Below are 22,392 nucleotides of genomic sequence, written 5' to 3' on the forward strand. Positions count from 1 at the left end.
CTCGAAGGGGAGGTGCTCAACTATGGACATGAACCAATATTTATCCATGTTTATTGATGAGTCGAATGATCATCTGCAGTCATTAAACGAGAGCATGATGGGGCTGGAAGCGAATCCTGAGGATCTTAGTATCGTACAGGTAATATTCCGCTCTGCGCACACTTTAAAAGGTATGGCAGCGACTATGGGCTTTGAAGATTTGGCTTCACTTACACACCAAATGGAAAATGTGTTAGATCTTGTACGTAATAACAAGCTGCGCATGCAGGATTTCATTTTTGATACGTTATTCAAAAGTTTGGATGCCTTAGAGTCTATGGTAGAAGATATTACTAGGGGCGGCGAAGGTAAGGCAGATGTATCGGCCATTGTCTCATCCCTACAGGCTATAGTCCGGGGAGAGGTTCCTGCTGCGGGCGGCGCAGGAGCTGGTGCTGCTACACCTGCTGCACAAGCAGCTGAAACACCAATTCATTTGGATGAGTTCCAATTTTCTGTTCTAGAACAATCGATTCAAGAAGGGCATCAAGTATTGTATGTGGATGTAACTATCCGCAAGGATTGTCAACTTAAAGCTGTGCGTGCATATATGGTGTTCGATCTTCTCGAACGCTCAGGCGAAGTGGTTAAATCCTTCCCATCCGTTCAAGATATAGAACAAGAGAAATTTGACCAAAGCTTTTCACTCTATTACATAACCCAAAAAACCGCTGATCAAATTCAGGCCATGATTATGAATTTGTCTGAAATTGATAAAGTAACGGCAGTAGCACTAGATCAAGAATCCTTAAAAATGCTTGGTCAGGAATCGGCAGCAGCCGTTTCTGAGGTAGCTGCTACAGCTGTTGAGACAAAACCTGCATCTGCGCCCGCTCCAGTAGCATCTGCTAAGCCAATGCCTACCAAAGATGAAGGTAATAAGCCGGGAACAGCCAAAGCAGGTGGTGCACCTTCACGTACGATTCGTGTAGATATCGAACGTTTAGACGTGCTCATGAATTTATTTAGTGAGCTTCTGATTGACCGAGTTCGTTTGGAGCAGCTAGCTTCAGAGGTTCAGAATGGTGATCTTACGGAAACCGTCGAGCATATGGGCCGTGTAAGTGGAGATCTCCAGAATATTGTTATGAAGCTTCGAATGGTTCCTGTAGATACCGTATTTAACCGGTTTCCACGCATGATTCGCGATCTAGCAAAGTCGCTTGACAAGAAAGTAGATCTAATTATAACTGGAGCCGAAACGGAGCTTGACCGGACGGTAATCGATGAAATCGGTGATCCGCTAGTACATTTATTACGTAATGCGGTAGATCACGGTATTGAATCCATTGCTGACCGCGTTGCTGCTGGTAAACCAGAGACTGGAACGGTCCATCTACGAGCTTTCCACAGTGGAAATCATGTCTTTATTGAAATCGAAGAAGATGGTACAGGTATTTATCCTGAGAAGGTTCTGAAGTCTGCTGTGAAAAAAGGCGTGATTACGCAAGAACAGGCAGCCAATATGTCGGATGAGGCCGCGTATCAATTGCTATTTGCACCAGGTTTCAGTACGGCAGAGGTTATTTCTGATGTTTCAGGTCGTGGTGTAGGGCTGGATGTTGTAAAAGCTAAGATTTCTTCCTTGGGTGGTCATGTAACGATATATTCTTCACCAGGCAAAGGTACGAATTTCTCAGTGCAGCTGCCACTTACACTATCTATTATTGCAGCAATGCTTATTCGATTGGGCTCTGAGAAGTATGCTATTCCATTATCCTCTATTGTGGAAACTGGTATCGTGAAGAACACTCAAATCCGTACGATTCATGGTAACAAAATGTTGGAATTCCGGAATTCTCATATTCCATTAGTTTCTCTTAGTCGTATCTTTTCGGTGCCTGATTATGATGAGAGTACTGAAGAAGAGACAGAAATCGTAGTTGTTCGCAAGGGAGAACGTCTTGTCGCTTTAGCTGTACAGGATTTTATTGGTCAGAACGAGATCGTTATCAAGAATCTAGGTAAATATTTACCTGATATTCAAGGGATATCTGGCGCAACCATACTTGGGGATGGCCAAGTAGCACTTATTATTGATCCGAATGCGTTTATTAAATAACTAGGATAGAACAGGGAGGTTCATTCCATGGCTGAAGATATTAAAGTGATAGTGTTCAAATTAGGCTCAGAGGAATACGGTATCGAAGTTGAGAAGGTACAAACGATTGAGCGCATGATGCCAATTACCCGTGTACCTAAAACTTATTCTTTTATCAAAGGTGTTATTAATTTACGTGGTGTTGTTATTCCTGTAATTGATCTTCGAGGCCGCTTTGGGATCGAAGAGGCTGAACACACGGATCAGACTCGTGTAATTATCGTATCTGTTAATGAAATGGAAGTAGGTTTCATAGTAGATTCAGCAAATGATGTAATAGATTTGAACAGAGATTCTATCGATACACCTCCAGATGTTGTTGGCGGCATCAAGGCGAAGTATTTAGATGGGGTGGCCAAGATAGGTGAAGAGCGCTTGCTCATTATGCTTAATTTGTCAGAAGTGCTTAACAAAGCCGAAATCGTTCAATTAGAAAGCCTGGAGGGCTAACCTGTGGAATTATTTAAGCACTATAAGGATTTCAAAATGGACGTGCTTAAGGAAGTCGGGAATATTGGAGCTGGAAATGCAGCTACCGCATTATCACAGCTCTTAAATAAGCCAATTGATATGGCTGTTCCCAAGGTACAGCTTCTCAACTTTGAAGAGATTACGGACAAAGTTGGTGGAGCGGAAGAATTAGTATATGCAGTTTTCTTACGTGTGGAGGGTGAAGCTCCAGGTAATCTGTTTTTCATTCTTTCACCGGAAGCAGCTTTAAACTTACTTAGTCGTATCGCAGGCATCGAGATTTTGAGTAACCAAGAACTTGGAGAAATGGAACTTTCCGCGCTAAGTGAAATTGGAAATATTTTGGCGGGGTCGTACCTATCTTCTCTTGCAGACTTCACCTCACTTTCTATGTATCCAACAGTTCCTGCGCTTGCCATGGATATGGCTGGAGCCATCCTAAGCTACGGCTTGCTGCAATTTGGGCAAATGGGCGACGATGCATTGTTGATTGATACTACCTTTTTTGAGGGGAAAAACGAAATTGAAGGGCAATTTTTCCTAATTCCCGACCCGGAATCATTCCCAAAAATCTTCAAATCGCTAGGAGTTCCTTTTGAAAATGATTGAAGAACAAAGCATTATTAAAGTAGGGATGGCCGATCTTAACATTGGAAGCCAGGATAGTTTGATTCGTACAACGGGTCTTGGCTCCTGCGTGGGATTGACATTGTTTGACCCTGGAAAAAAACTCGCGGGAATGGCGCATGTGATGCTCCCAACTTCTGAGATTGCTAGGGAAGGACAGTTAAACATCGCAAAGTTTGCAGATACTGCAGTGCCGGAGCTCTTATCCCGTTTGCTGGAGCTTGGGGCGGTTCGTAGTCGGATCGTAGCCAAGATGGCAGGAGGATCACAAATGTTTGCCTTTGCCGGGGGGAGCGACACCATGAGGATCGGGCCTCGTAATGTTGAATCTTGTAAACTTGCTCTTGAGCATTTAAGAATTCCGTTAGTCGCGGAAGACACAGGCGGTAATTATGGCCGTACGATAGAAATTGCCTGCAACACTGGCGTATTGTTCATCCGCAGTGTGCAAAAAGGCGCTAAGGAAATATAATTATGAAGATGATTGGAAACATTTGGGTAAACTTGCTGTTTGGTTTGGTAGGTTTTGTTTTCACTTTTTTTATAACCTACAGTAATAATGTTCTCGGTACTAGTTTATTACGAAGTCTATTAGGTTTTATCATCTGGTTTCTGCTTGCATTCCTTCTAAGATGGGTATTGGGTTTTATTGTGTATCAATCATCGCCTCCGGATGAACAGGATATAAGTGGAGAGGAATTAGGTGCGAAGCTAGACATCAGTACCCCTGATGAGGATGAAGAGTTAATCAACCTGCTTAAACCGAAGCCAGGACAAGGAAGCGGGAACAGTGAGGGGTTCAAGCCTCTTACACCTCCTAAACTAGTTTCTATGAAAGATCCAGAAGAATTGGCCAAGGCCGTTCGTCACCTGAAAGAAGAATAAGCGAGCGCTGTGGCGAAATCGATTATCTTAAAATATAAGAATGTATAAGTTTCACGGTATACATGATCCTTATATTTCTCGCTTAAACGCTACCGTCCTTATAAGGACGCCGAAGGCGTTTATGCTTGTGACTAGGCAGGTTTCGCCGCGACAAGCTCTCTGACTAAACTTTGGGAAGGGTGAAAGCTATTGAACGAGCGTAAAGCTTCTCAATTGGAAACTGACGAGCTATGGGAACAGTGGAAAGAACACGGTGACCCTGAAGCTAAGAAGAAGCTGATAGAGAGTTATCTCCATATTGTAGATTATGTATCCAGCCGTTTGGCTGTGGGGTTGCCCAAGAATGTATCTAAAGATGATTTAGCTAGTAATGGAGTAATGGGATTGATTGATGCGATTGAGAAATTCGACTACAAACGAGGATTGCAGTTTCAGACTTATGCGTCCTGGCGTGTACGCGGTGCAATATTAGATTCATTACGCCAAAGTGATTGGGTACCTAGATCAGTGCGAGAAAAAGCTAAAAAAATCGAGGATGCCTATCAGCAGCTGGAACAGAAGTACCTAAGATCCGTTAGTGATGAGGAAATGAGTCTATATCTAAATATCAGTGTAACAGAATTTCAAAATATGTTGCAGGATGTGGCTGTAATGTCACTATGTTCACTGGAAGATCCAATTCGTGAAGAGGAATCAGAGACCCGGATGTCCATACTGGTGGACGATAAAGCTAAAAATCCGGATAGCAAGGTAAATGAGTTCTACTTACGTGAAGCGCTCACCAAAGGTATAGAGAAATTAACGGTGAAAGAACGGACCGTTGTGTCCCTTTTATATTATGAAGATTTATCATTGAGCGAAATCGCAGAGGTTATGTCCTTATCTCCTTCACGGATTTCGCAGCTTCATTCCAAAGCCATTTTGCGGCTGAGAGGAACGCTTGAGAAGAATCGCGATCTACTAATGCAGAACGATTAACCGTTAGCGGTGACAAGGGGGAGCAAAATTTGATCGGTCAAAATGCTTTGAATCAGTACTTGAGTATTACTTTTTCGGAGGACAAAGGGATCGCGTATTTGCAGTTTTCCAAAAAGGATGAGAATTTTTCTACCTCACCTCAAGAATTGGAAGCCTTCTTACACAGTCACAATATTCGCTTCGGTATCCAGCGTGATGTTGTTGAACGTATTTGTAGTCATCCGGAGGAATTTTTTTGGAGTAAAGTCACTATTGCTATAGGCGAAGCTGCTGTGAATGGCATCGATGGCCGAATCATGCTCACTGTTGATTTGGAAGAGGATCGCAAGCCGATTGAAAAAGCAGATGGTAAGGTAGATTATAAGGATTTGGTTCGGCTTCGTAATGTTCTCAAAGGAAAGTTGATAGCTAGAATTATCCCTGCTCAGCCTGGTAAGCATGGAAAGACTGTAACTGGTGATGAGCTTGCTTTCAGAGTTGGGAAGGAAGCTCATTTTAAAATCGGAAAGAACGTACTCGTTGATAACAATGGAACTTCGATGTATGCCGCGATTGATGGTCTAGTTACTTTAACCGATAGCGGAAAAATCAATGTGTTCCCTGTGTATGAAGTGAATGGTGATGTGGATTACAGCACGGGGAATATTGATTTTGTAGGTACAGTTGTTATTCGGGGAAACGTACTGTCAGGATTCTCTGTAAAGTCCGCTGGTGATATTCGTGTAGTTGGTGGAGTTGAAGGAGCAGAATTAATCTCTGGTGGATCCATCGAAATTACGGGTGGAATTATCGGCTATAACAAAGGACATGTAACCGCTGGAAAAAATGTTAAGGTCTCATTCATTCAAGATGGTAATGTTACAGCCGGTGAAGATGTCATTGTATCCCAGAGCATTATGCATTCCAATATTCGTGCGGGTAGAGATGTTCTTTGTAACGGAGCAAAGGGATTGATTGTTGGCGGAACTGTTCAGTCCGGGGAAAGAGTCGTAGCACGTACAATAGGCAATACCATGTCCACATCGACTTCAATTGAGGTAGGAGTAGTTCCTGAGCTCAGAAATGAGATTAACGAGCTACGTCAATCACTGCGTCAATTGCTTGAAAATGAGGATAAAACCTCTAAAGCCTTGTACCTCTTAAATCAATTGGCAACCAACGGTCAACTACCTGCGGATAAAGTGGCGCTTCGCGTTAAATTGAATGCTACCAAACAATCTCATCAACGTGAGGAAAAAAGAATTAAAGAACGCGTGCTAGAGATTGAAAGAATGCTAGAAGATACAGGCAGAGCTAGAGTAGAAGTGATCAAAACGATCTATGGTGGATCCAAAATTATGATCGGGAGATATACGCGATTTGTGAAGGACCCTACAGAACGAGTTGTGTTTGTTTATAGTGAAGGTGATATATCCTTAACGCCATACAATTAATCGGGCGGGCAGCATTAGCGGCCGGCCATTCTTGAAATATAAGAAAGTATAAGTTTCACGTTATACATTATCCTTATATTTTACGAGAAACGGTTATCGTCTTAAGAAGACGACAACATCGTTTCTTCTTATGAGAAGAGGGTTATGATGAGCCTAAAACCAGTGGAACTGCAAATTGCTCTACCTCGGACCACGGAGGCGGGTAAGATTCAGAATGAATCTCAGCAACGCCCCGCTATTGATCAGCATCAACTGGCCGGGCAAAATGTGAAACAAAGCCAAGAATTGTCCATGCGAAGCACAGAAGTGGATGAGTCTTCTGAATCTGCTTTGCGCGATGGTGGAGGTAAAGACAATCAGCATTCGGGAGGCAATCCTTCTTCGGAGAAACGTTCGAAGTCAGGCACTCGTGATGCGGAACATCCTTACAAAGGACAACGTATAGATCTGAGCCTTTAATAAGTAATAATATTTGATATGTAAAAGGAGATAAGGCACTTGCAACCATGGGTGTATATTGTGCTAGTAGGTGTCGCCGCTATTCTTTATGCCCTTCTACTTCCGGCACGTGTGAAGGAAGGAAAAGCAAAGCAGCAAAGCCTCAAAGAAACGGAGGCTGCGCTTGAGCTATATATGGCTGACATAGAGCGCGAGAACGAAGAACTAGTACAGTTAGTCAGCAGTATTAAGCAGCAATCACAAACTAATCATAATATAATGCAAGATCAGATTAGCGGATTGCAGGGTCAATTATCAGAATTACAGAAAAGCTCTTTATTACTTGAGGGCCGAGTAACTGACGAAGAAAAGCGTTTAAGAGAGTTGGTAGTTTCAGTTGAGAAGGGTTCGTATGTTAAAGTTCCGGCGATCGAAGACACGTCTGCCGGATCTGAGATGAATTCAATACAACCAGAAGTCAAAGCTAAACCTATCAGTTCTATTAAATTGCGATATCCAAGATTGTTTGAACTGCATGAGCAGGGCAAATCGATAGACTCCATTGCCAAGACGGCTGGACTTCAGCGGGGAGAAGTGCAACTGATTCTGCAACTCGCCAAACAGGAGGAATCGGTATGATGAAGAACCGTTCTTTTTTGTTCGGACTTGGCACTGGATTAATAGCGGGTGCATTACTACTTCAATTAATGATATCCGGTGGAGCAGCTCCACTCACGAAGGAACAAGTTTTACAAGGTGCTGAGAAATTGAACTTGAAGGTCATCGACGAATCTACTGAATCCCCTTCGGATGAGACTGCTTTGGATGACGCTGCTCAAGATCAAAAGACTGACGGACTAACGGATGGAAGTCACGAGAATGTGGCGCCTTCTGAGCCTACAGTAGCAGCTTCTCCCGCTCCTGTAGAATCTCCTACAGTATCTGGTGACCCAAGTAAGGTAAATCTACCTAAAGAGCCCTCTACGCCTAAAGAAGGCACGGTTAAGAAGCCAGAGGTCACTACTGCACCAAGCGCTGTTGCTCCTGTTACACCAAAAGTCACTGCGAATGCCGAGATTTTCGTTCGTATACCTTCAGGTACCACATTGACAGAAACAGCAGATATTTTGGAGAAGGCTGCGGTCATTAAAGATAAGGCTAGTTTCCTTCAAGCTGCCAATAAACGTGAAATCAACAAAAAAATACAATCCGGTTCTTACAACTTTAATAAAGGCGAGAGCCTAGATTCTATATTAGAAAAATTAATAAGTTTTCAATGATCGTTGCATACACTAATAAAATATGGTATAGTAATTGACGGTGTTAAAACACACGCCGGTTGATTTCGACAAGGGGTGCTTTCTTCTGAAGAAAGTCTTGCTGAAAGATGACACACGGCGGAGGAGACACACAATAAACCAAACTTAGGAGGTGTGTGAAGATGGCAGTAATCTCCATGAAACAGCTTCTAGAAGCTGGGGTACACTTCGGTCACCAGACTCGTCGTTGGAACCCAAAGATGGATCGTTATATCTTCACTGAAAGAAACGGAATTTACATTATTGACTTGCAAAAAACAGTCAAGAAGGTAGAAGAAGCTTACAACTTTGTAAAAAGCGTCGCTGGTGACAACGGCACAATCCTATTCGTAGGAACAAAGAAACAAGCACAAGATTCCGTAAAAGAAGAAGCAGAACGTTCAGGTATGTTCTTCATTAACCAACGTTGGTTGGGCGGAACTCTTACTAACTTCCAAACTATCCAAAAACGTATTGATCGTTTGAAGAAATTGGAATCTTGGGAAGAGGACGGCACTTTCGAAGTTCTACCTAAGAAAGAAGTTATCCTTCTTCGCAAAGAGAAAGATCGTCTTGAGAAATTCTTGGGCGGTATCAAGAACATGAAAGGTCTACCAAGCGCGTTGTTCATCATTGACCCGCGTAAAGAGCGTATCGCAGTTGCAGAAGCTCGCAAATTGGGTATTCCAATCGTAGCTATCGTTGATACTAACTGTGATCCGGACGAAATCGACTACGTAATTCCAGGTAACGACGACGCTATCCGCGCCGTGAAATTGTTGACTGGTAAAATGGCAGACGCTGTTGTTGAAGCTCACCAAGGCGAAGACACAACTACTGCTTAAGTAGCGATTAACACATACAAGAACTTAAATGAAAAGGGTGGTTGGCAGGTGGATAACCTCTCACTGCCCTTTTTTTAGGATAAAGGCCTTGAATAATGTATTAAAACGACAATTACCTGGAGGGAATAAACAATGGCAGTTGATGCAAAAGCAGTAAAAGAACTTCGTGAAAGAACAGGCGCTGGTATGCTTGATTGTAAAAAAGCGCTTGAAGAAGCTAATAACGATATCACTAAAGCAGCAGAATTGCTTCGTGAAAAAGGTCTGTCCGCAGCAGCAAACAAAGCAGGACGTATTGCTACTGAAGGCGTTGTAGAATCTTACATCCACGCTGGCGGCCGTATTGGTGTACTTGTAGAAATCAACTGCGAAACTGACTTTGTTGGTAAAACAGATTCCTTCAAGGACTTTGCTCGCGATATCGCTATGCAAATCGCTGCGGCAAACCCACGTTATGTACGTCGTGAAGAAGTTCCACAAGAAGATGTAGAAAAAGAAAAAGAAATCCTGAAAGCTCAAGCTTTGAACGAAGGTAAGCCTGAGAAAATCATTGAAAAAATGGTTGAAGGACGTATTGGTAAATATTACGAAGAATATTGCTTGCTTGAGCAATCCTTCGTTAAAGACCCTGACAAAACGATCTCCCAATTGTTGAACGAAAAAATCAGCACAATCGGAGAAAACATCTCGATCCGTCGTTTTGCTCGTTTTGAACTAGGCGAAGGTTTGGAAAAGAAAGTGGATAACTTTGTAGAAGAAGTTATGGCACAAGTTAATCAATAATAATAGCTTCATCATAAATGTGAAGAATTGAATAAAGGCAAGCATCAGAAGAGCGGAACACGTACACGTAGTGTTCCGTCTTTTGTAGAAAGTGAGGGTATACATTTGGAACAGCCGGTATTTAAGAGAGTAGTCCTTAAGGTAAGTGGAGAGTCTTTGGCAGGACAAAACGGATATGGTATTGATGCCGACATGATTATTTCCATCGCTGAACAGATCAAGGAAGTTGTAGAGCTTGGCGTTCAGGTTGCGATTGTTTGTGGCGGAGGTAACATTTGGCGCGGGATCGCTGGCAGCGCAAGCGGCATCGATCGTGCTACTGCAGATTATATGGGCATGCTGGCAACAGTAATGAATTCACTTGCACTGCAGGATGCATTAGAGCAAATCGATGTGCCAACAAGAGTGCAGACTTCGATCTCGATGCAGCAAATTGCTGAACCGTACATTCGTCGTCGTGCGATTCGCCACTTGGAGAAGGGCCGCGTTGTTATTTTTGCAGCAGGCACAGGTAACCCATTCTTCTCAACAGATACTACTGCAGCTCTTAGAGCGGCAGAGATCGAAGCAGAAGTTATTCTGATGGCGAAGAATAAGGTTGATGGTGTATATTCAGCAGATCCGTTTAAAGACAGCACAGCCGAGAAGTTTGAACAGCTCACTTACATGGATGTTCTGAACAAAAACCTTGGTGTTATGGATTCAACAGCTTCATCTCTATGTATGGATAATAATATACCGCTCATTGTATTTGCCATTACTGAACAAGGCAATATCAAACGTGTCGTTCTCGGTGAGAAGATCGGAACGATTGTTAAAGGGAGTGTAGATTAATGCCACAATCGGTCAAAAAAAATGCCGAAGAGCGTATGGACAAAGCGATTTCATCGCTGAAACGTGACTTGGCAACATTGCGGGCAGGGCGTGCAACAACATCTCTGCTAGATCGCATTCAAGTTGAATATTACGGTTCCCCTACTCCAATCAATCAGCTGGCGAACATCAGTACTCCGGATTCCCGGACGCTGTTAATCCAGCCGTGGGACAAAACATCGATGTCTGACATTGAACGGGCGATCATGAAATCGGATATCGGTTTAACGCCTGCGAATGACGGCACAATTATTCGTCTTTCTATCCCTCCGCTGACTGAAGAACGTCGGACGGATTTGGTGAAGCTGACGAAGAAATTTGGTGAAGAAGCGAAAGTAGCGATCCGCAACATTCGCCGCGATGCCAACGATGATATTAAGAAGATGGAGAAAAACGGTATCTCGGAAGATGAGTCCCGTGGACATCAAGAGGACATTCAAAAGACTACGGATAAATTCATAGCCGAAGTCGATAAAGTGCTTGTATCCAAAGAAAAAGAGATTATGGAAGTATAAAGATATTCTAGAGACTTAAGGCCCCTCCGTTAATGGTGGGGTTTGTCTCTTTCTGATAAGAGCTTGGAGGAAACGGAAATGATCAAACGGGTTCAAGCGTGGCTGAGCCGTAAAGACAGGCAACAGCCAGTCGAGATTTCACCGGATAACATTCCCCGGCATGTGGCTGTTATTATGGACGGCAATGGGCGTTGGGCCAAACGACGCGGGTTGCCGCGCGTTGTGGGTCATCAGAATGGCATGAAGGCTGTCAAACGTGCTACAATCGCTGCAGACGAACTGGGTATCGAGTTTTTAACGATGTATGCGTTCTCGACAGAAAATTGGAAACGACCAAAGGAAGAAGTCGATTATCTGATGCGCTTGCCAGTGGAGTTTCTAGCCATTGAGCTTGATGAACTGATTGAGAAGAATGTCCAAGTACGAATGATGGGTGATACTGATGCATTACCTTCATTTACACGCAAGGCTATGGAAGAAGCGGTTTCCCGGACACAGGGCAATACAGGACTTATATTGAATTTTGCTCTTAATTATGGGGGACGCAAAGAAATTGAGGACTGCATGCGCAGCATTGGTAAGGACATCCAATCGGGGGCGTTATCACCGGACGATATTACCACTGATCTAATCGATAGCCGAATGTTATCAGGTGGATTACCAGATCCGGATTTGCTTATACGTACAAGCGGAGAAATGCGACTTAGCAATTTCATGCTATGGCAGCTTGCTTATAGTGAGCTGTGGTTTACTGATGTGTATTGGCCTGAGTTTAACAAAGAGCATTTGCATCAAGCAGTTGCTGAATATCAACGCCGTACACGTCGCTATGGTGGACTGAAGTAGCTTGTTAGGAGATGGAAACCTTTGAAGCAGCGATTGATTACCGGAATTGTTGCCGGAGCACTATTTTTAGGCTTATGCGTGTTGGGGAACTGGCCATATCAGTTGTTACTCACTGCCATGGCTTTTATCGGGTTTTATGAATTTGTGAAAATGATAGGGATACCTGCGCTTTCCGGTTCTACCGTTCTTGGTTATGCAGCCATTCTAAGTTTCATGATCCCTTGGAATTTGCTTGGGATCTCTGCACCCTTTTCGTGGGAACAAGGAATTTGGATTCTGCTGCTGTTGTTCCTTTTAGTTACAGTTTTTACTAAAAATAAATTGGATATTCGAGTAACAGCCTTGCTGTTTACTGGTATAGTATACATTGGAATGGGTTTTTCCTATATGGCCATGGCTCGTGCATCGGATGACGGACATGGTTTGTTATGGACGTTCTTGCTCCTTTTCTGCATTTGGGGCAGTGATGCCGGAGCCTACTTTGTTGGAAAAAGCATGGGGAAGAACAAGCTTTGGCCTGCCATTAGTCCTAACAAAACGGTGGAAGGTGCGGTTGGTGGAGTAGTGATCTCGATGCTAATAGCTATCGTTTTTGCAATAGTTGCTCCTGAACAATTAGCGATAGGACGAGCGATCCTTATAGGGCTTTCTTGTGCGGTATTGGGTCAGCTTGGTGATCTTGTGCAATCTGCTTATAAACGTGCGTATGGTATCAAAGATTCAGGCACGCTTCTGCCAGGGCACGGTGGTATTCTTGATCGATGTGATAGCTGGATTATCGTATTTCCATTCGTACATATCGTAACGCTTATGCCTTACTATTAACGGAAGGAGAGGGTATAACTATGAAAAAAATAAGTGTTCTTGGTTCCACAGGTTCGATAGGCACTCAGACTCTAGATGTCATCGCTATGCACCCAGACTCTTTTCAAGTTGATGGCTTGGCGGCTGGAACGAATACAGCATTATTGCTGGAACAAGTTCGCCGGTTTAACCCACGTCGTGTTTCTGTTGCGACAAAGGAACTGGCTGATGAGATTAGATCCAGTCTGCCTTCTGGCACACAGCTATACAGCGGAAATGAAGGTCTTGTTGAGGTGGCAGCTGGTGGAGATGCCGAAATGGTCGTAACGGCTGTTATGGGTAGCGTAGGCCTCCAATCCACGTTAGCTGCAATCGAAGCAGGCAAACATATTGGACTAGCCAATAAAGAGACTTTGGTAACAGCAGGACATCTCGTCACTGAACTCGCTAATCGTAAGGGCGTTAAGCTGTTACCTATTGATAGCGAGCACTCTGCTATTTTTCAATGCTTAAATGGTGAGAATCTTGCTGATGTTGCTTGTATTACTTTAACAGCTTCTGGTGGATCTTTCCGAGATTTCACTCGTGATCAACTCAGCAATGTAACGGTAGAAGATGCACTTCGTCATCCGAATTGGAGCATGGGCGCGAAAATAACGATTGATTCTGCTACAATGGTGAATAAAGGTCTTGAGGTTATTGAAGCGCATTGGTTATTTGGCCTTCCTTATGAACAAGTGAATGTGCTATTGCATCCAGAGAGTATCATTCACTCTTATGTTGAGTTCCGCGATAGCAGCATTATTGCTCAGCTTGGTACTCCCGATATGCGTGTCCCTATTCAATATGCGCTCACATATCCCGATCGCTGGGAGTCACCGGCACAGCGTTTATCGTTAGCTGAAATTGGACGTTTGACTTTCCGAGAAATGGATTATGAACGATTCCCTGCGCTGAAGCTAGCCATGGAATGTGGAAAAGCTGGAGGGACAGCTACTACTGCTTTTAATGCTGCAAATGAAATCGCTGTAGCTCGTTTCTTGAGTCGTGAGATTCCATTCTTGCGCATTGAGGAGATCATCGGAGAAGTGTTACATCGTCATGTTAACGAGGATAATCCAAATCTGGAGCAGATTGAATCCTGCGACATTCGAGTTCGTGAGCTGGCAGCAACGCTGTAGAACGTAGAAAGAGCCGAAGGCGTTATTGCTTGGCTGGAAATACTTACTTTGCCCTAAAATAGGTTGGGTCAGTTGATTCTCTTGTGCCTGATCGGAGAATAATGATAAATTAAGAGGACATACTTCGGTCTTACACCTAAAGGGGGATGATACGTTTGGAAATGGTTCAAGTCGTTTTATTAACGGTGCTCATGTTTTTTGTTCTGGTGACTGTTCATGAATGGGGTCACTATTATTTTGCCAAACGCGCCGGTATACTCGTGAGGGAATTTGCTATCGGTTTCGGTCCGAAACTGTTTTCTTATAAACGGAATGAGACACAATTCACTCTGCGTTTACTGCCTTTTGGCGGTTATGCTCGGATGGCTGGTGAAGATCCAGAGATTATTGAAATTGGCTCAGGACAGACCATTGCGGTAAGACTCGGCCAGGATAACAAAGTGAAGAATATTTATTTGGACGCACTGGATACACGTAAAAATGTCATCCGTGGTGAGGCTTTACACACCGATCTGGAAAATGATTTGCAAATCCGCTTGGATGTGGATGGCGAAGTTACTACTTATGAAGTCCATCCGCAAGCTATGATGATCAGAGGGACTCAGCAGACTCAAATTGCGCCCAAAGATCGTCAATTTGGTAGCAAGACCGTAGGTCAACGTGCACTGGCTATTGTTGCGGGTCCTGTAATGAACTTCCTTTTAGCCTTTGTACTGTTTGCCATCCATTTGCAGATGGTTGGTATTCCGGTCGAGAATCCTACTTATGTTAAGATTGGCGACATCTCTGAAGGAATGCCGGCGCAAGAGGCAGGATTGCAAAAGGGTGACATTATTGTCTCCATAAACGGTGAGAAGATCGGTTCCGATTACAAAAAAATGATTGACTTAACCTCAGAGTCCAAAGGGAAAGAAATGAAATGGACGCTGCAACGTGGTGATGAGACCCTTAACGTGACTCTCGTTCCTCGTAGCATGGAGGGACAAGAAGGCGGTAAAATTGGGATTACACCTGAACTGCCTACCCGCAAAGCAGGGATTGGCGAGACGTTGACAGGTTCAGGTAAAGCTATGGTCGATACGACCGAAGCTATCTTTCTGGGCTTTAAGCAATTGATCAATAAATTCAATATGGATGATATTGGAGGCCCGGTTCGTACCTTTGAGGTAACCGGTCAAATTGCCCAACAAGGTATCCAGTATCTTACTTACTGGGCCGCTATCCTAAGTCTGTATTTAGGGATCTTTAATCTACTACCGATTCCAGCACTAGATGGAAGCCGACTGGCGTTCCTAGGTGTGGAAGCATTACGTGGTAAACCTGTAGATCCGAGTCGTGAGGGTATGGTTCACTTTGTTGGATTTGCACTGCTATTTTTATTAATGATTGCTGTTACGTATAATGATATTTTACGTTTGATCAGCGGCTAATTTTCTTCGGGAGGCATTCCATTACATGGCAAAAGATAAGCAATTCGTTACGGAAATCACGCCGCAGAGCGAGGATTTCTCACGCTGGTATATTGATGTTATTAAAAAAGGAGACTTGATGGATTACTCTCCTGTTCGAGGCTGTATCGTATTTAAGCCAGAAGGCTATGAAATATGGGAGCATATTCAGGCGGAGATGAACCGTCGCCTCAAGGAAACTGGGCATCGTAATGCTTATTTCCCGGTGTTCATTCCAGAAAGCTTCTTTCAAAAGGAAAAGGATCATATTGAAGGCTTTAATCCCGAACTGCCATGGGTAACTGAGGCAGGTGGTGACGTGCTTGAGGAACGTCTGGCAGTCCGTCCTACCTCTGAGACCATGTTCGGCCATATGTATTCCAAATGGATTCAGTCCTATCGTGACCTTCCTGTTCTTATCAATCAGTGGGCGAATGTGGTGCGCTGGGAGAAGCGTACATTACCATTTATTCGAACCACTGAGTTTCTCTGGCAAGAAGGGCATACCGCGCATGAGAATGAAGCTGAAGCTCGCGAAGAAACAATGAAGATGCTAGACAACTACCGTGATTTTGCAGAAACTTTCCTTGCCATTCCGGTAATCACTGGACAGAAGACACCTTCCGAGCGTTTTGCTGGTGCAGTAGATACTTATTCTATTGAAGCGATGATGAAAGATGGAAAGGCTGTGCAGGCTGCAACCTCACATTACTTGGGTACCAAGTTCGCAACAGCTTTTGAGATCCAGTATTTGAGCCGTGACAATAATTTGGAATATGTGCACACTACTTCATGGGGATCCACTACACGCTTGATTGGTTCGCTGATTATGGTGCATGGTGATGACCGTGGTCTTGTTCTGCCACCTAAAGTAGCGCCAACTCAAGTGATTATGATTCCTATCGGACCACCTAAGACTCGCGAAGCTGTGATTGGACGGACGGACGAGCTGTTCAAGGAGCTGAAGAACGCTGGCGTTCGCGTACGTGTGGACGACCGCTCCGATGTAACTCCAGGTTGGAAGTTCAATGAATATGAAATGCGTGGTGTACCAGTGCGCTTAGAGCTTGGACCACGCGACATGGAGAATGGCGTCTGCGTGATCGTCTCACGTGTCACAGGTGAGAAGAAGGTTATTCAACAGGAGAACCTTGTCGAAGAGGTTCAAGCAATGTTAGAACAGGTTCACAATGAAATGTTCGAACGTGCCCTGAAATTCCGTGAGGATCATTTCTATTCTGTAGATTCCTTAGAAGAAATGAAAGCTTCGATGGAAGAAAAACGCGGCTTTGCACTGGCTGGCTGGTGTGGTTCCGAAGAATGCGAGTCCAAAGTTAAGGAAGAGACAGGTGCGGGCAGCCGTAACATTCCTTTCGATCCGGCGGAGAAGAAGGAAGTCTGCATTTGCTGTGGTAAACCAGCTGAGCACACTGTGGTTTTTGCAAAGGCATATTAATCTTTTGGCACCGATCAACAGTTTTGTAGTATTTTAATCTAGCTTCTGGAGAGAGGAGTCAGCGGGCCTAAAGAACCCAATGCTTTTTGAATCCAGAAGCTTTTTAAAATATAAGGATATATAGGCTTACGCAAAAAATTATCCTTCTATTTTTACGAGAAACGGTTATCGTCTTTAAAAGACGACAACGTCGTTTCTTCTTATCATATTGTACGTTCACTGAATATCATTGGATGTGTTTTACGGAGTTATCAAAGGTGGGAGGAAAGCATGGAACAAAACCAGGAGAGAAGAAAAAGATTCGAGCTCTTGATGAAGCAAGGTGAAATTCCACCTGCAATCATGGATCCCTACTTTTTAGATGGATATATAGAACGTGTAGAGATCAGCCGCGGTAACCGAGACTGGCAAATTGTCATTGCGAAAGAAAGTCTGGTTCCAGCGCAGGTATACCGGACATTTTGCCTCAGAATGCGTGAGAAGCTGCAGCATATAGCCAAGGTAAGCTTTTTGTTCGTATATGATGAAAAAGTTAGTAGAGCAGAGCTAATCCAAGAATATTGGGGATTGTTTCTGGAGTGGGTGACCCGCGAGATCCCTTCGGTTAACGGCTGGCTGACACGCTCTAGCCAAGAGCTAAAAGATGACACCTTAATGTTGACGATGAGTGACTCCACTTCTATGGAGCTGGCTCGTAAAAAGGGCATCGATGGGGCAATTATTAAATTTTATGATAAGTATTTCGGACTCACTTTAAAAGTTAAGTTGCTAATGGCGGAGAACGAAAATAATAATGTTGAAGCATACGAAGAATTTCAGCAAAAGCTTCAGCAGGAACAACGAGAGATCGTTGAACAGATGATGTCTGCAGTAGAAGCCGAAGAGCCTGTTGATGATAGTGATCCGAATGAAGTGATCAAGCTTCAAGTGGGATATGAAATTAAGGAACAGGCTGTGCCGATGCTTGAAATTCAAGATGAAGAGAAGAAAATTACAGTTCAAGGTACCATTTTTGGTCTGGATCGAAAAGAGCTTCGCAACGGAAATACCTTATTCACCTTTACGCTCACTGACTTTACAGATTCTTTACAAATGAAGATGTTTGCTAAGACCAAAGAGGATCTGAAGGTTATGGGTCAGCTTGCTAACGGTAAATGGGTGAAAGCACGCGGAAAAGTAGAATATGACCGTTTCATGCAGATTCCGGAGCTAGTGATGATCCCTTCGGACTTAACAGAAGTTAAGGCACCGCCTGCGCGTAAAGATACAGCTCCTAAGAAACGCGTGGAGTTCCACCTTCACACTACGATGAGTACGATGGATGCGGTCACACCGATCACTACCTATGTCAAAACAGCTGCCCAGTGGGGGCATCCAGCAATCGCTATTTCTGATCATGGCGGAGTTCAGGCTTTTCCTGATGCGAACCATGCAGCTCATAAGCATAAAATAAAAATGATTTATGGTGTGGAAGCCAATGTCGTGAATGACTCTGTGAATATTGTGGAGAATGCTCAGCCTTTGGACTTGAAGACAGCTACCTATGTAGTGTTTGATATAGAAACCACGGGGTTATCGATTACCCGCAATAATATTACGGAGCTGGCGGCCATTAAAATGTGCGAAGGCAAAGAAGTAGACCGTTATTCTACTTTTGTTAATCCGCATGAGAAGATCCCTTATCATATTCAGCAATTGACCAATATTACGGATGAAATGGTTAAGGATGCTCCTGATCTTGAACCAGTACTGCATAAGTTTGTTGAATTTGTAGGTGACAGTATCCTTGTTGCTCATAACGCCAGATTTGATATGGGTTTTATTCAGGCATCGTTAGTTAAACTGGGTCTGCCTACACTGCAGAATCCATCACTCGATACCCTGGAACTCGCACGTTTACTATATCCGTCAATGAAGAATCACAGGCTGAATACATTAGCCGATAAATATAAAGTTCTTTTGGAAAGTCATCACCGTGCGATAGACGATACCATAGCACTTGGCGGGATTTTAACAGGCTTGCTCGCGGATGCTGAAAAGATGAAGGGCATGACTCGCCTTGATCGACTAAATGATTATGTGGGTAATGACCTTTCGAATACAAGACCGTTTCACTGTAATATTTACGCGCTTAATCAGGTGGGCAAAAAAAATCTCTATAAACTCATTTCCATGTCGCATACGGAATATTTCAAACGTGTACCTTGTATTCCTAAATCCAAGCTGGAAGAGCATCGAGATGGACTGCTCGTAATATCCGGTTGTGAACGTGGCGAGTTTTTTGAAGCAGTACTCAATAAAACGACTGAAGAAGCCATGGAGGTTGCTCATTTTTACGATGTGCTGGAGATTCAGCCATTGACCATGTACATGCATTTGGTGGACAAGGGTTTTGTAGCAGGTCCAGACGAGCTTCGCGATGTAGTCCGTAAGGTTTGTGAAATAGGGGAACAGCTGAATAAACCTGTTATAGCAACGGGAAATGTACATTATCTCGAACCGAGGGACAAGCTGTATCGTGATATTACGATTAACGGGATTACAGGCTTTAGTCCTCTTAAAGACCAACGCAAACCGGATGCTCATTTCCGAACAACGGATGAAATGCTGGCTGAATTCGAATTCCTCGGTGCTGAAAAAGCGATGGAGGTCGTGGTTACGAATACAGTTGAGCTGGCTGAACGTTTTGAAGAGCTGGAGCTTTTTCCAGATAAGCTATTTACACCAATTATTGACGGAGCAGACGAAGAAATTCGCGAAACCTGTTACAACACTGCTAAATCTATTTATGGTGAAGAATTACCTGAGGTAGTTATAGCTCGGTTGGAGAAAGAGCTTGCTCCAATTATCAAATACGGTTTCTCTGCCAACTATTTGATTTCTGAACGTCTTGTTAAAAAATCAAATCAGGATGGGTATCTCGTAGGATCGCGGGGTTCTGTAGGCTCTTCTGTTGTAGCGACATTTCTGGGAATTTCAGAAGTTAATCCTTTGCCAGCTCATTATATTTGCCTTAATCCTGAGTGTCGCCATAGTGAATGGTTCCTGGACGGCAGTGTGCGGAGTGGATTCGATTTACCAGACAAGGTTTGCCCAGATTGCGGGGAGAAGCTCAAAGGTGAAGGTCAGGATATTCCGTTTGAGACTTTTCTTGGATTTAAGGGGGATAAGGTTCCCGATATCGATTTGAACTTCTCAGGGGAATATCAGCCGAATGCACATAACTTTACCAAAGAAATGTTTGGTGAGAAAAATGTGTTCCGTGCCGGAACCATCGGTACGGTAGCTGAGAAGACAGCCTTCGGTTTTGCAAAAAAATACGAAGAATTGCACCAGAAACGTTGGCGTGGAGCTGAGGTCGGCCGTCTGGCGGCTGGCTGTACAGGCGTTAAACGTAGTACGGGGCAGCATCCCGGTGGTATAGTCGTTGTTCCAGACTATATGGAGGTAGAAGATATTACGCCAGTGCAATTCCCGGCGGATGATGTCAATGCCGAGTGGAAGACAACACACTTTGATTATCACGCTTTTGACGCCAATCTGCTGAAGCTTGATATTCTGGGTCATGATGATCCGACGATGATGCGGATGCTGCAGGATTTAACAGGTGTTGATCCAACCACTATACCGATGAATGATCCGAAAGTAATGAGCATGTTTAACTCTACTGATGCTCTTGGTGTAAGACCTGACGAGATCAGATCACCGGTTGCAACCTATGGAGTGCCCGAAATGGGCACCAAGTTCGTACGGCAAATGCTTATTGAATCGAAGCCGTCCAGCTTTGCTGACTTACTGCAAATATCAGGCTTGTCTCATGGTACTGGGGTTTGGCTTGGTAATGCGCAAGAGCTTATAAAGAATAACACCTGTAACATTAAGACCGTTATTGGTTGCCGGGATGATATCATGCTCTTCCTGATTTATAAAGCGGGAATGGATGCGGGCTTGGCCTTTAAGATTACCGAGAGTGTTCGTAAGGGTAAAGGGTTGTCTGCCGAATGGATCGAGGAAATGAAGAATTGCAAGGTTCCGCAATGGTATATTGATTCTTGTCTGAAGATTCAATACATGTTCCCGAAGGCGCATGCTGCTGCATACGTTATCTCTGCAGTACGTACCGCCTACTTCAAGCTGTATTATCCTATTGAATATTATGCGACCTATTTCTCTGTACGGGCAGCAGATTTTGACATTGAATTGTGCTGTAAGGGATATGAAGCCATCAACCGTCAGATCGTAGAAATTGAGCAAAAAGGATTCCAAGCTTTGCCTAAAGAAAAGGCGATGTTACCTGTCCTTGAGATGGCTTTGGAGATGACGGCACGTGGTTTCACATTCAAAAATATAGATCTTTACCGTTCCGGAGCGAATAAGTTTATTGTTGATGGGAAAAGTTTGATTCCACCGTTTTCTTCATTAGCTGGAATCGGTGAGAATGCTGCGATCAACATAGCTGCTGCGAAGGATGCTGGAGAGTTCCTTTCTATTGAGGATTTCCAGCAGAAATCAAAGGCGAGTAAGACAGTTATTGAATTGCTGACGGGCATGGGCTGCTTCCGCGGCTTACCGGAGAGCAATCAACTTTCCCTATTTTAAAGGCTTTAACAACACTTATTTCATGGTAAGCAGAAACGGCTTTGCCGTCCTTTTTGGGACGGTACCCGTTTCTGCGAAAAATACAAAACGTATAGGATGACGTGAAACTTATACTTTCTTGTATTTCTAGAAAAGAGCTCACCAAAGGGGGAGTCAAGGGCTAGCACTTGTCAGTCCAGACTCACTATGGTATAATTTCTTTGGTAATAATGAGATAAGTCCGTTGTGTAAAGAGTGGGGAAACCCACTCTTTATCTTTGGTATATAGCAAAAGACAAGTTCGTGGAGGTAATTTTCTTTTGAGCACACCCAAATCTAAAATTAAACAAACGGTAGAGCAGATGCTCGGGCCCTATCTCGACGACAATGGTTTCGAACTGGTGGACGTTGAATACGTGAAGGAAGGCTCCAATTGGTTTCTGCGTATATTCGTAGATAAAGAAGGCGGCATTGATATTGATGACTGCGGAAGCATTAGCGAATATTTCAGTCAGCAATTGGATGAGAATGATCCTATCCCTGAGGCTTATTTCCTTGAGGTATCCTCGCCGGGAGCAGAGCGTCCTCTCAAAAAAGCTGCGGATGTAGCGAAAGCGGTAGGTAAGGACGTGTATGTGACTGTTTATGAGCCGATTCAAGGGCTCAAAGAATTTGAAGGTCGTTTGCTCTCGTTCGAGAACGAGGAACTGCTCATCTCCGCGGGCAAAAAAGAACATGTAGTACCGTACGCCAAAGTCGCAAGCGCGAGATTGGCCATTATTTTTTAACGTCT

Annotated in this window: 21 protein-coding genes; all 21 read left to right on the forward strand. The window is 43.8% G+C overall.

Annotation, left to right across the window (positions count from 1 at the left end):
• Positions 1-22: 22 nt before the first annotated feature.
• Positions 23-2,101: a chemotaxis protein CheA gene (locus NSS67_RS14650; protein ID WP_339320210.1), complete on the forward strand. Its 2,079-nt coding sequence runs from the start codon at positions 23-25 to the stop codon at positions 2,099-2,101.
• 27 nt (positions 2,102-2,128) lie between these two features.
• A complete protein-coding gene (locus NSS67_RS14655) occupies positions 2,129-2,590 on the forward strand; it encodes a chemotaxis protein CheW (protein WP_339320211.1) in 462 nt (153 codons plus the stop codon).
• 3 nt (positions 2,591-2,593) lie between these two features.
• Positions 2,594-3,220 (forward strand): chemotaxis protein CheC, encoded by a 627-nt coding sequence (locus NSS67_RS14660; RefSeq protein ID WP_339320212.1) that lies wholly within the window; start codon positions 2,594-2,596, stop codon positions 3,218-3,220.
• Positions 3,213-3,710 carry a chemotaxis protein CheD gene (locus tag NSS67_RS14665; RefSeq protein ID WP_339320213.1) on the forward strand — a complete coding sequence of 166 codons (498 nt, stop codon included), beginning with the start codon at positions 3,213-3,215 and terminating at the stop codon, positions 3,708-3,710. The genes NSS67_RS14660 and NSS67_RS14665 overlap by 8 nt, the downstream gene beginning before the upstream one ends.
• Positions 3,711-3,712: 2 nt before the next feature.
• Complete coding sequence (locus NSS67_RS14670) at positions 3,713-4,123, forward strand: hypothetical protein (protein ID WP_339320214.1); 411 nt, start codon at positions 3,713-3,715, stop codon at positions 4,121-4,123.
• Positions 4,124-4,312: 189 nt separating this feature from the next.
• Positions 4,313-5,101 (forward strand): FliA/WhiG family RNA polymerase sigma factor, encoded by a 789-nt coding sequence (locus tag NSS67_RS14675; protein ID WP_339320215.1) that lies wholly within the window; start codon positions 4,313-4,315, stop codon positions 5,099-5,101.
• Between the two features lie 29 nt (positions 5,102-5,130).
• On the forward strand, positions 5,131-6,534 hold the full coding sequence (locus NSS67_RS14680) for a FapA family protein (RefSeq protein WP_339320216.1): 1,404 nt from the start codon (positions 5,131-5,133) through the stop codon (positions 6,532-6,534).
• Between the two features lie 144 nt (positions 6,535-6,678).
• Entirely contained in the window at positions 6,679-6,993 is a 315-nt protein-coding gene (locus tag NSS67_RS14685; protein WP_339320217.1) for a hypothetical protein, read from the forward strand.
• Between the two features lie 39 nt (positions 6,994-7,032).
• The gene (locus NSS67_RS14690; protein ID WP_339320218.1) at positions 7,033-7,611 is read left to right on the forward strand and encodes a hypothetical protein; all 579 of its coding nucleotides are present in this window, start codon (positions 7,033-7,035) and stop codon (positions 7,609-7,611) included.
• Positions 7,608-8,252: an endolytic transglycosylase MltG gene (locus NSS67_RS14695; RefSeq protein ID WP_339320219.1), complete on the forward strand. Its 645-nt coding sequence runs from the start codon at positions 7,608-7,610 to the stop codon at positions 8,250-8,252. The genes NSS67_RS14690 and NSS67_RS14695 overlap by 4 nt, the downstream gene beginning before the upstream one ends.
• A 161-nt stretch (positions 8,253-8,413) precedes the next feature.
• The gene (gene rpsB, locus NSS67_RS14700; RefSeq protein WP_036688493.1) at positions 8,414-9,115 is read left to right on the forward strand and encodes a 30S ribosomal protein S2; all 702 of its coding nucleotides are present in this window, start codon (positions 8,414-8,416) and stop codon (positions 9,113-9,115) included.
• A gap of 132 nt (positions 9,116-9,247) precedes the next feature.
• Positions 9,248-9,898: a translation elongation factor Ts gene (tsf, locus tag NSS67_RS14705; RefSeq protein WP_060623080.1), complete on the forward strand. Its 651-nt coding sequence runs from the start codon at positions 9,248-9,250 to the stop codon at positions 9,896-9,898.
• A 105-nt stretch (positions 9,899-10,003) separates the two neighbouring features.
• The gene (gene pyrH / locus NSS67_RS14710) at positions 10,004-10,732 is read left to right on the forward strand and encodes a UMP kinase (protein ID WP_036688491.1); all 729 of its coding nucleotides are present in this window, start codon (positions 10,004-10,006) and stop codon (positions 10,730-10,732) included.
• Positions 10,732-11,286 (forward strand): ribosome recycling factor, encoded by a 555-nt coding sequence (gene frr, locus NSS67_RS14715; protein ID WP_313641224.1) that lies wholly within the window; start codon positions 10,732-10,734, stop codon positions 11,284-11,286. The genes pyrH and frr overlap by 1 nt, the downstream gene beginning before the upstream one ends.
• 78 nt (positions 11,287-11,364) lie before the next feature.
• Complete coding sequence (locus NSS67_RS14720; protein ID WP_339320220.1) at positions 11,365-12,132, forward strand: isoprenyl transferase; 768 nt, start codon at positions 11,365-11,367, stop codon at positions 12,130-12,132.
• Positions 12,133-12,153: 21 nt separating this feature from the next.
• The gene (locus tag NSS67_RS14725) at positions 12,154-12,957 is read left to right on the forward strand and encodes a phosphatidate cytidylyltransferase (protein ID WP_339320221.1); all 804 of its coding nucleotides are present in this window, start codon (positions 12,154-12,156) and stop codon (positions 12,955-12,957) included.
• 20 nt (positions 12,958-12,977) lie between these two features.
• Positions 12,978-14,117, forward strand: a complete 1,140-nt coding sequence (locus NSS67_RS14730) for a 1-deoxy-D-xylulose-5-phosphate reductoisomerase (protein ID WP_339320222.1) — start codon at positions 12,978-12,980, stop codon at positions 14,115-14,117.
• A 155-nt stretch (positions 14,118-14,272) separates the two neighbouring features.
• Positions 14,273-15,547, forward strand: a complete 1,275-nt coding sequence (gene rseP / locus NSS67_RS14735; protein ID WP_339320223.1) for an RIP metalloprotease RseP — start codon at positions 14,273-14,275, stop codon at positions 15,545-15,547.
• 25 nt (positions 15,548-15,572) lie between these two features.
• Positions 15,573-17,021: a proline--tRNA ligase gene (gene proS / locus NSS67_RS14740; RefSeq protein WP_339320224.1), complete on the forward strand. Its 1,449-nt coding sequence runs from the start codon at positions 15,573-15,575 to the stop codon at positions 17,019-17,021.
• Positions 17,022-17,291: 270 nt separating this feature from the next.
• Positions 17,292-21,620, forward strand: a complete 4,329-nt coding sequence (locus NSS67_RS14745; RefSeq protein ID WP_339320225.1) for a PolC-type DNA polymerase III — start codon at positions 17,292-17,294, stop codon at positions 21,618-21,620.
• A gap of 299 nt (positions 21,621-21,919) precedes the next feature.
• The gene (gene rimP / locus NSS67_RS14750; protein WP_042128863.1) at positions 21,920-22,387 is read left to right on the forward strand and encodes a ribosome maturation factor RimP; all 468 of its coding nucleotides are present in this window, start codon (positions 21,920-21,922) and stop codon (positions 22,385-22,387) included.
• Positions 22,388-22,392: the final 5 nt, after the last annotated feature.

It is taken from the genome of Paenibacillus sp. FSL R10-2734 (genome assembly GCF_037963865.1).
Classification (GTDB): Bacteria; Bacillota; Bacilli; order Paenibacillales; family Paenibacillaceae; genus Paenibacillus_AQ.